This window comes from Streptomyces sp. NPDC026301, from assembly GCF_055567935.1.
This window is the reverse complement of sequence record NZ_JBVHPN010000003.1, coordinates 65,393-79,249: the sequence shown is the minus strand read 5'-3', so window position 1 is coordinate 79,249 and position 13,857 is coordinate 65,393. Positions and strand designations below refer to the sequence as shown.

Here is a 13,857-nt window from a genome sequence, read left to right as displayed (position 1 = left end):
GATGCGCATCAACCGGATCCTCCTCTCCACCGCCCTCGTGGCCGTGGCCCTCGTCGTCCAGGTGGGTGTGCTCGCACGGCTCCACCTCCCCGGCGCCGTACCCGACCTGCTCCTCCTCGTCGTCCTCGGTCTGTCCATGGTCTACGGGCACGTCGCCGGCGCCTTCATCGGCTTCGGCGCCGGGCTCCTCGCCGACCTGGCACCGCCCTCCGACCACGCGATCGGCCGCTACGCCCTCGTGCTCTGCGTCATCGGCTACGTCGCCGGGCTCACCAGGCCCGACAAGAGCCGGCACCGCTCCGCCTCGATGCCGCTGATCGTCGTGGTCTGCGCCGCCATCGGCTCGACCCTGCTCTACGCCGGCGTCGGCTCGCTGGCCGGCGACAACGCGGGCCACACCGTCGGCATCCCCCTCCTGCTGCTCACCGCCACCGTCTACGACCTCGTGCTCGCCCCCTTCAGCGTCCCGCTCGTGATGGCCCTGGCCCGTCGCTCGGACAACGATCCGCTGGCCGGGGAGAGTTCCGGCGGCACGCAGTCCGGTCCGATGCCGGGCGAGGCCGCGTACGGCTGGCTCTCCACCGGCAGCGGGCTGCGCATGAGCCGCCCCGGGCGCGGCGGCCGGACACCGCGGATCGGCACCCAGCGCGGCGGCCTGCTCGGCGGCAAGGCGAACCGCACGAAGACGGCACGCATCAAGGGGGTCAAGCGCCTGTGAGCAATATTCCTGAGACGGGCAAGACCTCCCGTGTCACCGTCCGCCTCGTCGCCATCCAGATACTGGTCTTCTCGCTGCTGCTGACCCTCGGCGGCCGGCTGTGGTACCTCCAGATCCGCAACGGCGACGAGTACGCCGCCGAGGCCAGCGGCAACCACGTCCAGCAGGTCGTCGATCCGGCCGTGCGCGGCTCGATCCTCGACGCGCGCGGCGTGCCGCTCGCCGACAACGAGACCCGCCTCGTCGTCTCCGCCAGCCGTACCGCGCTGATGAAGATGGACGACGAGGGCAAGGCCGTACTGACCCGGCTGGCGCATGTCCTGGGCATGTCCTACCAGGATGTCCGCAACAAGGTCCGGCTCTGCGACGCCAAGACCCCGCAGCCCTGCTGGAACGGCTCGCCCTTCCAGCCCATCCCGATCACCGACGAGGCCACCACCCAGCAGGCGCTGAAGATCCGGGAGAGTTCCGAGGACTTCCCCGGCATCTCCGCCGAGCCCACCGCCGTACGCCGTTACCCGGCCCCCGCCAAGGCCGCGACCTCCCAGGTGCTCGGCTACCTCTCGCCGGTCACCGACGAGGAGATCAAGAAGGCGGAGCACACCGACTCGCCGTTCCTGCGCTCGGACATGGTCGGCCGCTCGGGTCTTGAGCGTACGTACGACAGCGCGCTGCGCGGCAAGGCCGGCGTCACCCGCTACCAGGTCGACAACCTCGGCCGGGTCATGGGCAAGGGCAAGAGCGACCCGGCCCGGCCCGGGGACAACGTCGTGACGTCGATAGACGCCCGCGTGCAGGGCGTGGCGGAGCAGCAGCTGCACCAGGCGATGCTGGACGCCCGCAAGCAGCACGACCGCAACACCGGCACGAACTACAAGGCCGACGCGGGCGCCGTGGTCGTGATGGAGGCCAAGACCGGCCGGGTGGTCGCGATGGCCTCCCAGCCGGACTACGACCCGAACTCCTGGGTCGGCGGCATCTCGGGGAAGGACTACGACAAGCTCACCGGCAAGAAGTCCAACTACCCGCTGCTGAACCGCGCGATCCAGGGCCAGGCGGCCCCCGGCTCGATCTTCAAGGTCATCTCGTCCTCGGCCGCGGTCAACGCCGGGTACGACTTCAACGGCCGGTACAACTGCTCCAGCTCGTACAACGTCGGCGGGCAGGTCTTCAAGAACTTCGAGTCCGAGAGCCACGGTGCGATCACCCTGGGCCGGGCGCTGGAGGTCTCCTGCGACACCGTCTTCTACGACTTGGCCTACAAGCAGTGGCTCAAGGACGGCGGCAACAAGCCCAAGGACCCCAAGGACTGGTTCTACAAGACCGCGCACCAGTTCGGCCTCGGCAAGGAGACCGGCATCGACCTGCCCAACGAGGTCAAGGGCCGGGTCCCGGACCGCCAGTGGAAGAAGGACTTCTGGAAGGCCAACAAGGACTCCTGGTGCAAGACCGGCAAGAAGGGCGGCAGCTACGTCCAGCGCCTCGCCTACGAGAGCTGTCTCGAAGGCATGAAGATGCGCGCCGGTGACTCGGTCAACTACTCCATCGGCCAGGGCGACACCCTCGTGACGCCGATCCAGATGGCGACGATCTACGGGGCCATCTCCAATGGCGGGACGATGTACGACCCGACCATCGGCAAGGCGGTCATCAGCGCCAACGGCAAGAAGGTCCGGGACATCGCGCCGCACGCGCACGGCAAGCTCCCCGACACGCCCAAGACGCTGAAGCAGATCGACAAGGCGCTGGCCGGCGTGGCCACCCGCGGCACCGCTGCCTGGCGGTTCCAGAACTGGCCGCAGAAGCAGATCCCGATGCACGCCAAGACCGGTACCGCCGAGGTCTACGGCAAGCAGACGACGTCGTGGTTCGCCACGTACACCAAGGACTACACGATCGTCATGACGATCTCCCAGGGTGGTACGGGCTCCGGCGCCTCGGGTCCGGCCGTCCGCAAGATCTACGACGCGCTGTACGGCGTGGACGCCAAGGGCAAGGTCCACAAGGACAAGGCGCTGCTGTCCAGGCCGCAGGCGAGCCTGCCGAAGATCGACCGGGACGGCAACATCACGTCCGGCAAGCTGACCAAGCCGATCATCAACGACGAGAAGAAGCCGGAAGGGGCGGTCCAGTGACCAGCAGCAGCTACGCCATCCGGCGCTACGCCCCCGACCGCGGCGTCTGGTCCAAGCTCACCGCCCGGGACTCCGTCGTCCGGCGGCTGGACTGGATACTGCTCTTCTCCTGCCTGGCGCTCTCGCTCATCGGCGCGGTCCTGGTCTTCTCGGCCACCCGCAACCGCATCGAGCTGAACCACGGCGACCAGTACTCCTACGTCCTCAAGCACCTGCTCAACACCGGCATCGGCCTCGCCCTCGCGGCCGCCACGGTGTGGCTGGGCCACCGCACGCTGCGCGGCGCCGTCCCGATCCTGTACGGGCTCTCGCTGGTGCTGTCCGCGCTGGTGCTGACCCCGCTCGGCGCCACCATCAACGGCTCGCGGTCCTGGCTGGCCATTCCCGGCGGACTGTCCCTGCAGCCCGCCGAGTTCGCGAAGATCACCATCACGCTGGGCATGGCGATGGTCCTCGCGGCACGGGTCGACGCGGGCGACCGGGAACACCCGGGCCACCGCTCCGTCCTCCAGGCGCTCGCCATCGCACTGGTCCCCATAGGGGTCATCATGCTGATGCCGGACCTCGGCTCGGTCATGGTGCTCGGCACGATCGTGCTCGCCGTACTGCTCTCCTCCGGCGCGTCCAACCGCTGGGTCATCGGCCTGCTCACCCTGGGCGTCGTGGGCTGTCTGAGCGTCTGGCAGCTGCACCTCCTCGACGACTACCAGATCGCCCGGTTCGCGGCCTTCGCCAACCCGAGCCTGGACCCGGCGGGCGTCGGCTACAACACCAACCAGGCCCGTATCGCGATCGGTTCCGGCGGGCTCTTCGGCTCGGGCCTGTTCCAGGGCAGCCAGACCACCGGCCAGTTCGTGCCCGAGCAGCAGACCGACTTCATCTTCACGGTCGCCGGTGAGGAGCTGGGCTTCCTCGGCGCAGGCCTGATCATCTTCCTGCTGGGCGTGGTGCTCTGGCGGGCCTGCCGGATCGCCCGGGAGTCCTCCGAGCTCTACAGCACGATCGTCGCGTCCGGCATCATCGCCTGGTTCTCCTTCCAGGCCTTCGAGAACATCGGGATGACGCTGGGGATCATGCCGGTCACCGGCCTGCCGCTGCCCTTCGTCTCCTACGGCGGCACGTCGATGTTCGCCGTGTGGATCGCCATCGGACTGCTGCAGTCGATCAGAGTGCAGCGGCCCGTCTCCGCCTGACCCGCCGACATCCCGCCGTGGCCCGGTTCCCCGCGAAGGGGGCCGGGCCACAGGCGTTCCGGTACGCGTACCCACTTCACGCGGACACGGACTGTGACGGGTCTTACGTGGCGGTAACGCCGTCCGGGCGGCATGCTGTCGCGGACAGCAGTGAGCCAGAGTTCCGTATCCGTACGCAGGCGCCCCCAAGCCGCCCCGTCAGGAGAAGTCAGCTCCCATGTTCTCGAAGGTCCTGGTCGCCAACCGTGGCGAAATCGCAATCCGCGCCTTCCGCGCCGCCTATGAGCTGGGCGCGCAGACCGTCGCGGTGTTCCCCCACGAGGATCGCAACTCCGGCCACCGCCTCAAGGCGGACGAGGCTTACCAGATCGGCGAGCCCGGCCACCCCGTGCGCGCGTACCTCTCGGTCGACGAGGTCGTCAGCGCGGCACGGCAGGCCGGCGCCGACGCCGTCTACCCCGGATACGGCTTCCTCTCCGAGAACCCCGACCTGGCCGCCGCCTGCGCCGAGCAGGGCATCACCTTCGTCGGACCCTCCACCGAGATCCTGGAGCTCACCGGCAACAAGGCGCGCGCCATCGCCGCCGCCAAGGCCGCCGGGCTGCCCGTCCTCGCCTCCTCCGCGCCGTCCTCCGATGTCGAGGAGCTGCTGGCGGCGGCCGAGACGATGGAGTTCCCGGTCTTCGTGAAGGCGGTGGCCGGCGGCGGCGGGCGCGGCATGCGCCGCGTCGCCGAGCGCGCCCAGCTGCGCGAGGCGATCGAGGCGGCGGCCCGCGAAGCCGAGTCGGCCTTCGGCGACCCGACCGTCTTCCTGGAGCAGGCCGTCGTCGACCCGCGCCACATCGAGGTGCAGATCCTCGCCGACACCCACGGCAACGTCATCCACCTCTACGAGCGGGACTGCAGCGTCCAGCGCCGCCACCAGAAGGTCATCGAACTGGCCCCGGCCCCCAACCTCGCCCCCGAGCTGCGCGAACGCATCTGCGCCGACGCCGTCGCCTTCGCCCGGCAGATCGGCTACACCTGCGCCGGTACCGTCGAATTCCTCGTCGACGCCCGCGGCAACCACGTCTTCATCGAGATGAACCCGCGCATCCAGGTCGAGCACACCGTCACCGAAGAGGTGACGGACGTCGACCTCGTGCAGTCGCAGCTGCGCATCGCCTCCGGTGAATCGCTGGCCGACCTCGGGCTCAGCCAGGACAAGATCGTGCTGCGCGGCTCGGCGCTGCAGTGCCGCATCACCACCGAGGACCCCGCCAACGGCTTCCGGCCCGACACCGGCCGGATCACCGCCTACCGCTCCCCGGGCGGCGCGGGCGTCCGCCTGGACGGCGGCACCAACCTCGGCGCCGAGGTCGGCGCGCACTTCGACTCGATGCTGGTCAAGCTCACCTGCCGGGGCCGGGACTTCGCCACCGCCGTCGGGCGCGCCCGACGCGCCGTCACCGAATTCCGCATCCGCGGCGTGGCCACCAACATCCCGTTCCTCCAGGCGGTACTGGACACCCCGGACTTCCGCGACGGGAAGGTCACCACCTCCTTCATCGAGCAGCACCCCGAACTGCTCACCCAGCGCGGCTCCGCCGACCGCGGCACCCGCATCCTCGAATACCTCGCCGACGTCACGGTCAACAAGCCGCACGGCGACCGCCCCGTCAGCATCGCGCCGCACGAGAAGCTGCCCGCGATCGACACCTCCGCGCCGGTCTCCGACGGCTCCCGGCAGCGGCTCCGGCAGCTCGGCCCCGAGGGCTTCGCCGCCGACCTGCGCGCCCGCCCCGCGCTCGGCGTCACCGACACCACCTTCCGCGACGCCCACCAGTCCCTGCTGGCCACCCGCGTCCGTACCAAGGACCTGCTGGAGGTCGCCGGGCACGTCGCCCGTACGACACCCGAGCTGCTCTCCCTCGAAGCGTGGGGCGGCGCGACGTACGACGTGGCGCTGCGCTTCCTGTACGAGGACCCGTGGGAGCGGCTGGCCGCGCTGCGCGAGGCCGTCCCCAACATCTGTCTGCAGATGCTGCTGCGCGGCCGCAACACCGTCGGCTACACCCCCTACCCGGAGCAGGTCACCCGCTCCTTCGTGCAGGAGGCCGCCGACACCGGCATCGACATCTTCCGCATCTTCGACGCGCTGAACAACGTCGACCAGATGCGCCCCGCGATCGACGCCGTGCGCGAGACCGGCACCGCGATCGCCGAGGTCGCCATGAGCTACACCGGCGACCTCGCCAGCCCCGGCGAGAAGCTCTACACCCTCGACTACTACCTCCGCCTCGCCGAGCAGATGGTGGACGCCGGCGCCCATGTCCTCGCCATCAAGGACATGGCCGGACTGCTCCGCGCCCCCGCCGCGAGGAAGCTGGTCACCGCGCTCCGCGAGAACTTCGACCTGCCCGTCCACATCCACACCCACGACACCCCCGGCGGCCAGCTCGCCACCTACCTCGCGGGCTGGGAGGCCGGCGCGGACGCGGTGGACGGCGCCTCGGCAGCCCTGGCCGGCACCACCAGCCAGCCCGCGCTCTCCGCGATCGTGGCCGCCGCCGCGCACACCGACCGCGACACCGGCATCGACCTCGGCGCGGTCTGCGCCCTGGAGCCGTACTGGGAAGCCGTACGCAAGGTCTACGCACCCTTCGAGGCGGGCCTGCCGGCACCCACCGGACGCGTCTACGCGCACGAGATCCCCGGCGGCCAGCTCTCCAACCTCCGCCAGCAGGCCATCGCGCTCGGCCTCGGCGACCGCTTCGAGCAGATCGAGCAGGCCTACGCGGGCGCCGACCGGCTGCTCGGCCGCCTGGTCAAGGTCACCCCCAGCTCCAAGGTGGTCGGCGACCTCGCGCTGGCGCTGGTCGGCGCCGGGGTCTCCACCGAGGAGTTCGCCGCCGACCCGGCCCGCTTCGACATCCCCGGCTCGGTCATCGGCTTCCTCCGCGGCGAGCTGGGCGAACCGGCCGGCGGCTGGCCCGAGCCGCTGCGCAGCCGCGCTCTGGAAGGCCGCGCCGAGGCCCCCGGCATCACCGAGCTGAGCGCCACCGAGAGCAAGCGGCTCTCCGGCACCTCCGCCGAACGCCAAGAGGTACTGAACGAACTCCTCTTCCCCGGCCCGGACAAGGAGTTCCGGGCGCACCGCGAGCGCTACGGCGACACCTCCCCGCTCTCCAGCGACCTGTTCTTCTACGGGCTGCACCACGGTGAGGAGAACGTCGTCCGGCTCGCCCCCGGCGTCCAGCTGCTCATCGGCCTGGAGGCGATCTCCGAGGCCGACGAGCGCGGCATGCGCACCGTGATGTGCATCCTCAACGGCCAGCTGCGGCCCATCCAGGTCCGCGACCGCGCGGTGGCCAGCGAGGTGCCGACGGCGGAGAAGGCCGACAAGACCCACCCCGGCCACCTCCCCGCCCCGTTCGCCGGCGTGGTCACCCTCGCCGTCGAGGAGGGCGAGCAGGTCGAGGCGGGCGCCACCATCGGCACCATCGAGGCCATGAAGATGGAGGCGGCGATCACCGCGCCCACCGGCGGCACGGTCACCCGCATCGCCATCTCCCCGGTCGCCCAGGTCGAGGGCGGCGACCTGCTCATCGTCGTGGAGTGAGACACAGGCTCTGAGCACCGGCCCGGTGCGCGGCAGGCTTCCCGGCCCGCCGCGCACCGGGCCGCGCACCGCGCCGCCTGCCGGGCCGCTTCCCGGCCGCGCGAGGGCTCCCCAAAAGCGGGACAGGACAGTACGTTCGCCCCATGGCGGACACCGTGCGCGAGATCGAGCGGAAGTACGAAGCCGACGGCGCGGGCCTGCCGCCCGGCGGCCTCCCCGACCTGACCGGCGTCGACCGCATCGCCTCCGTCACGGAACGGGACGCGGTCACCCTGGACGCCACCTACTACGACACCGCCGACCGGCGGCTGGCCCGCGACGGCATCACCCTGCGCCGCCGCACCGGCGGCGACGACGCCGGCTGGCACCTGAAACTGCCCGTCGCCACGCACGTACGCGACGAGATCCGCGCCCCGCTCACCGACACCGTCCCGCGCGCCCTGCGCGGCCTGCTGCGCTCCCGCGTCCGCGACGCCGCACTGGCCCCCCTCGTACGGATCGAGACCCGCCGCGAGACCCGGCAACTGCTGGCCGCCGACGGCACGGTCCTCGCCGAAGTGGCCGCCGACCAGGTACGCGCCACCCGCCCGGCGGGCCCCGGCCGCACCGCCGAATGGGCCGAGACCGAAGTCGAACTCACCCCGGACGGCGACGTGACCCTCCTCGACGCCGTCGAGGCCCGTCTCCTGGACGCCGGGCTGCGCCCCGCCTCCACAGCCTCCAAAGCGGCCCGGGCACTGCGCGACACGGCACCCAAGGGCGAACGGAAGGAAGCCGGACCGAAAAGCGCGCGAAAGGCGCCCACCAGGGTCCCCGAAGCGGACGGCGGCGGCGAGCCCTCCGCCGAGCAGGTCGTCCTCCGCTACCTCGCCCGCCAGGTCCGCGCCGTCGTCGAGCTCGACCCCGCCGTCCGCCGCGACCTGCCCGACGCCGTGCACCAGATGCGGGTGGCCACCCGCCGCCTGCGCAGCGCCCTGCGCTCGTACGCCACCGTCCTGGACCGCTCCGCGACCGACCCCGTCGGCGCCGAGCTGAAATGGCTCGCCACGGAGCTGGGCGTCGGCCGCGACGCCGAGGTGCTCACCGCCCGCCTCCAGGAGGCACTGGCCGCGCTCCCCAAGGAACTGCGGCCCGGACCGGTACGCACCCGGCTGCGCACCTGGTCACAGGCCCACCGCTCCGGTACCCGCCGGCACCTGACCGCCGTCCTGGACGGCACGCGCTACCTCGCGCTGCTGGAGTCCCTCGACGCGCTGCTCACCGACCCGCCCCGGGCCCGGGCCGCCGCCCGCCCGGCCGCGCAGGTACTGCCGAAGGCGGTCGAGCGGGACTTCCGGCGGCTGGCCGGACACGTGGCGACCGCGCTGGCCGCGCCGCCCGGACGCGACCGCGACCTGGCGCTCCACGAGGCCCGCAAGGCCGCCAAGCGGACCCGGTACGCGGCGGAGGCGGCCCGCCCGGAACTGGGCCGCCCCGCCAAGGAGCTCGCCGCCCGGATGACGGAGCTGCAGGAGCTGCTCGGCGACCACCAGGACGGCGTGCTGGCCCGCGAGGCGCTGCGCGAGCTGGCCGCCCAGGCCCACGCGGCGGGCGAGAACGCCTTCGCGTACGGCGTCCTGTACGCCCGCGAGGAGTCCCGCGCCACCGCCCGCGAACACGAGCTGCCGACCCTGTGGGCCACGATCGCCGTACCGGACCTCCACACGGCGGTGACCAGCGGCGTCAGCACGGATTCGGGGACCGCCCGGGGAGCGCGTTAGGCTTGAGGGTCACCCTTCCCAGCTCACGCTGTCCCGATCTGAGAGAGAACGCCGCGATGCCTGTCGAGACGGTCTTCCCGCGCCTGGAAGCGCTTCTCCCGCATGTCCAGAAGCCCATCCAGTACGTCGGTGGAGAGCTCAACTCCACCGTCAAGGACTGGGACGCGTGCGACGTGCGCTGGGCGCTCATGTACCCCGACGCGTACGAGGTAGGGCTGCCCAACCAGGGCGTCCAGATCCTGTACGAGGTCCTGAACGAGCGCGAGGGCGTGCTCGCCGAGCGCACCTACAGCGTCTGGCCCGACCTCGAGGCGCTGATGCGCGAGCACGGTGTGCCGCAGTTCACGGTCGACGCGCACCGCCCCGTCGACGCGTTCGACGTGCTCGGCGTCTCCTTCTCCACCGAGCTGGGCTACACCAACCTGCTCACCGCGCTGGACCTGGCCGGCATCCCCATGTACGCCAAGGACCGCACGGAGGACCACCCGCTGATCCTCGCGGGCGGCCACGCCGCCTTCAATCCCGAGCCGATCGCGGACTTCCTGGACTGCGCGGTGGTCGGCGACGGCGAGCAGGCCGTACTGGAGATCACCGAGATCATCCGGGCCTGGAAGGACGAGGGCCGCCCCGGCGGCCGCGACGAGCTGCTGTTCCGCCTCGCGAAGACCGGCAGCGTCTACGTTCCCAGGTTCTACGACGTGGAGTACCTCGCCGACGGGCGCATCAGCCGCGTCGTGCCGAACCGCTCCGGCGTCCCGTGGCGCGTGTCCAAGCACACCGTCATGGACCTGGACGAGTGGCCGTACCCGAAGCAGCCGCTCGTCCCCCTGGCCGAGACCGTCCACGAACGGATGTCGGTCGAGATCTTCCGTGGCTGCACCCGCGGCTGCCGTTTCTGCCAGGCCGGCATGATCACGCGTCCCGTACGGGAGCGAAGCATCACCGGCATCGGCGACATGGTGGACAAGGGCCTGAAGGCCACGGGATTCGAGGAGGTCGGCCTGCTGTCGCTGTCCTCCGCGGACCACACCGAGATCGGCGACATCGCGAAGGGCCTCGCCGACCGGTACGAAGAGGACAAGATCGGCCTCTCCCTCCCCTCCACCCGCGTCGACGCGTTCAACATCGACCTGGCCAACGAGCTGACCCGCAACGGCCGTCGCTCGGGCCTGACGTTCGCGCCCGAGGGCGGCAGCGAGCGCATCCGCAAGGTCATCAACAAGATGGTCTCGGAGGAGGACCTGATCCGTACGGTCTCCACGGCCTACGGCAACGGCTGGCGGCAGGTGAAGCTGTACTTCATGTGCGGCCTGCCGACCGAGACCGACGAGGACGTGCTGCAGATCGGCGACATGGCGGTCAACGTCATCGCCGAGGGCCGCCGGGTCTCCGGCCAGAACGACATCCGCTGCACGGTCTCCATCGGCGGCTTCGTGCCCAAGCCGCACACCCCCTTCCAGTGGGCGCCGCAGCTGAGCGCCGAGGAGACCGACGCCCGGCTCACCAAGCTCCGCGACAAGATCCGCGGCGACAAGAAGTACGGCCGCTCGATCGGCTTCCGCTACCACGACGGCAAGCCCGGCATCGTCGAGGGCCTGCTCTCCCGCGGCGACCGCCGCATCGGCGCCGTGATCCGCGCGGTCTACGAGGACGGCGGCCGCTTCGACGGCTGGCGCGAGCACTTCTCCTACGACCGCTGGATGCAGGCCGCCGAGAAGACGCTCCCCGACTTCGGCGTCGACGTCGCCTGGTACACCACCCGCGAGCGCACCTACGAAGAGGTCCTCCCCTGGGACCACCTGGACTCCGGCCTGGACAAGGACTGGCTCTGGGAGGACTGGCAGGACGCCCTCGACGAAACCGAGGTCGACGACTGCCGCTGGACGCCCTGCTTCGATTGCGGGGTGTGCCCGCAGATGGACACCGAGATCCAGATCGGCCCGACCGGCAAGAAGCTGCTTCCGCTCACGGTCGTGAAGTAGACCTGCGGCAGTTCGGCCCGGTCACCGCAAATCGGTGGCCGGGGCCGCGGGGACGCCGCACACTGTTGCGATGCCACAGCTGATCGCACCCACCCTGCGTGTCCAGGCTTCGTTTCTGGAGGCGATGAAGGAGCTCCGGGCCGAGGGCCGGGGCGAGGCCGGCGACGACTCGGCCGTCGGCCGGGAGATCCGGGAGTTCGCGGCGGGGTGGGACGACCCGGTCGTCTTCTCCCGGTACACCGACTGGCTGCGCTCGATGACCTGCGAAGAGATCGTGCGGCCGCTGGGCTGGGTGCCGTGCACCAACCTCTGGTACGTCGACGGCGACACCTTCCTCGGCCGCCTCGGCCTGCGCCACGAGCTGAACGAATTCCTGCTGGAGCTCGGCGGCCACATCGGCTACGACGTGCGCCCCACCGCCCGGCGCCGCGGGCACGCCACCGCCATGCTGCGTGCCGCGCTGCCGCTGGCCCACGCGCTCGGCATCAGGTCGGCGCTGGTCACGTGCGACATCGCCAACACCGCGTCACGTAAGGTCATCGAGGCCTGTGGCGGGACCCTCGAGGACGAGCGCGGCGGAAAGCTGCGCTACTGGGTGCCGACGCGGGCGGAGACGTGAGCGACAGAACGTAGCGGTACTCGGGGGAGCGGCGCGGCATGGCGTACGGCGGCAATCAGTACGGCGGCAAGCATGACGGTGGCAGTCAGTACGGCGGCCACCACCTGGCACGGGAGCGGGAGCCGGGCGGCGGCTGCTGCCTCGCCCAGGTCATCAAGATCCCGGTGCTGATCGTCGTCGTCCCGTTGCGGCTGTTCTGGGACGCGCTGTGCTGGATCGGCCGCCATGTGCTGGCGCCCGTCGGGCGCTGGGTGTACCGGTGGATCCTCGCCCCGGTCGGGCGGGCGATCGCCTGGCTGGTCCAGTACCTGATCGTCGTCCCGTTGACCTTCCTGATCCGGTATCTGCTGGTGATACCGGCGATCTGGCTGTACCGCTGGATCCTCACGCCCATCGGGCACGCCCTCGCCCGGCTGGCGTACTACCTGCTGGTGGTGCCGGTCCGGTGGTGCTACCAGTGGGTGCTCGCGCCGATCGGACGGGCGCTGGCGTGGCTCGCGCACTACCTGCTCGTCGTCCCGGCCGTGGCCGTGTGGGAGTACGTGCTGTGGCCCGTCCTGCGGGCGGTCGGCGCGGCCGTCGCGTGGGCCTGGCGGATCGCCGGGTACGTTTCCCGGGCGGTCGGCCGGGGCATTGCCGCCCTGTGGCGGTGGCTGGTCGTCGCGCCGCTGCGCTGGACGTACCGCTGGATCCTCACCCCCGTGGGGCACGCGATCCGGGCGGTCCTCTGGCCGCCGGTGCGGGCCGCGCTGTCCGCCGCGCGCACCGCGGCGCGCGAGGTGCGGCTCGCGCTCTTCGGGTGACAGAGCGCACCCCGGCGGGAACCGTCGGCCCGCCGGGCACGTACTCTAGGTAGCAGTACGACCCCACTGACGAAGGACTGACGACACTGGGCAAGCGACAGCCCGAAGGCCCGCCGCCCGCACCGGCGGTGCAGCGCATCCGACTGCGCTACACCAAGCGCGGCCGCCTCCGGTTCACCAGCCACCGTGACTTCCAGCGCGCTTTCGAGCGGGCGCTGCGCCGTGCCGAGGTGCCCATGGCGTACTCCGCGGGCTTCACCCCGCATCCCAAGGTGTCGTACGCCAATGCCGCGCCCACGGGCACCGGCAGCGAGGCCGAGTACCTGGAGATCGCCCTCACCGAGCGACGGGACCCGGCGGCGCTGCGCGCGCTGCTGGACGAGTCGCTGCCGGACGATCTCGATGTGATCGACGCCGTGGAGGCCCACACCAGCGGGCTCGCCGACCGGCTGCAGGCATCGGTGTGGGAGCTGCGGCTGGACGGCGTGTCCGTCGCGGACGCGGAGCGGGCCGTCGCGGCGTTCCTCGCGGCGGAGGAAGTGCCCGTCGAGCGGGCGACGAAGAAGGGCATCCGCACCTTCGACGCGCGTGCGGCGGTCGCGGATCTCCAGGCGGGTGCGTGCGAGGCCGATAGGCCCGGAGCTGATGCCTGTGCGATACTGCGGCTGGTTGTTCGGCATCTGACACCTGCCGTACGACCCGACGACGTCCTGTCCGGCCTCCGAGCTACGGCCGACCTGGCGCCGCCGGTCCCCGCAGCGGTGACCAGGCTGGCGCAGGGGCTGCTCGATGAGGAGACCGGCGCGGTGACCGACCCGCTCGCGCCCGACCGCGACGCAGCCATGGCCGCCCCACCCACGGCCGCCGGGCTGACTGCCGCGACGCAGGCACCGCCCGCAGGCGGTGGAGCGGCGGACGGCGCAGCGTAGGACTGCCGTCGTCGCGTCGCCGATCAGCCAGGGAGCCACCCCGGTCCGGCGAACGAACTGACCTGAAGACTTTCGCCGGTCCCGGACAACAGGGCCCGGCGAGCGAGACTAGAGCTC

At 71.4% G+C, this 13,857-nt stretch carries 9 protein-coding genes; all 9 read left to right on the top strand.

Annotated elements, in window-relative coordinates; all coding sequences use genetic code 11:
• The first annotated feature begins 1 nt into the window (after window position 1).
• The 9 genes from mreD to ACZ4MH_RS06085 all read left to right on the top strand — a co-directional run bounded on the left by mreD (window position 2) and on the right by ACZ4MH_RS06085 (window position 13,740).
• Entirely contained in the window at window positions 2–718 is a 717-nt protein-coding gene (gene mreD, locus ACZ4MH_RS06125; RefSeq protein ID WP_351591218.1) for a rod shape-determining protein MreD, read from the top strand.
• On the top strand, window positions 715–2,853 hold the full coding sequence (mrdA, locus tag ACZ4MH_RS06120) for a penicillin-binding protein 2 (RefSeq protein ID WP_351591221.1): 2,139 nt from the start codon (window positions 715–717) through the stop codon (window positions 2,851–2,853). The genes mreD and mrdA overlap by 4 nt, the downstream gene beginning before the upstream one ends.
• Entirely contained in the window at window positions 2,850–4,046 is a 1,197-nt protein-coding gene (gene rodA / locus ACZ4MH_RS06115; protein ID WP_351591224.1) for a rod shape-determining protein RodA, read from the top strand. The genes mrdA and rodA overlap by 4 nt, the downstream gene beginning before the upstream one ends.
• A 217-nt stretch (window positions 4,047–4,263) precedes the next feature.
• Window positions 4,264–7,647: a pyruvate carboxylase gene (locus ACZ4MH_RS06110; protein ID WP_351591227.1), complete on the top strand. Its 3,384-nt coding sequence runs from the start codon at window positions 4,264–4,266 to the stop codon at window positions 7,645–7,647.
• Window positions 7,648–7,790: 143 nt separating this feature from the next.
• A complete protein-coding gene (locus tag ACZ4MH_RS06105) occupies window positions 7,791–9,407 on the top strand; it encodes a CYTH and CHAD domain-containing protein (RefSeq protein ID WP_351591230.1) in 1,617 nt (538 codons plus the stop codon).
• Window positions 9,408–9,463: 56 nt separating this feature from the next.
• Window positions 9,464–11,389 carry a TIGR03960 family B12-binding radical SAM protein gene (locus ACZ4MH_RS06100; protein ID WP_351591233.1) on the top strand — a complete coding sequence of 642 codons (1,926 nt, stop codon included), beginning with the start codon at window positions 9,464–9,466 and terminating at the stop codon, window positions 11,387–11,389.
• 70 nt (window positions 11,390–11,459) lie between these two features.
• Window positions 11,460–12,008 carry a GNAT family N-acetyltransferase gene (locus ACZ4MH_RS06095; protein ID WP_351591236.1) on the top strand — a complete coding sequence of 183 codons (549 nt, stop codon included), beginning with the start codon at window positions 11,460–11,462 and terminating at the stop codon, window positions 12,006–12,008.
• 38 nt (window positions 12,009–12,046) lie between these two features.
• Window positions 12,047–12,811 carry a hypothetical protein gene (locus tag ACZ4MH_RS06090; RefSeq protein ID WP_351591238.1) on the top strand — a complete coding sequence of 255 codons (765 nt, stop codon included), beginning with the start codon at window positions 12,047–12,049 and terminating at the stop codon, window positions 12,809–12,811.
• Between the two features lie 128 nt (window positions 12,812–12,939).
• Window positions 12,940–13,740, top strand: a complete 801-nt coding sequence (locus ACZ4MH_RS06085; RefSeq protein WP_351591240.1) for a TIGR03936 family radical SAM-associated protein — start codon at window positions 12,940–12,942, stop codon at window positions 13,738–13,740.
• The last annotated feature ends 117 nt before the right edge of the window (window positions 13,741–13,857 follow it).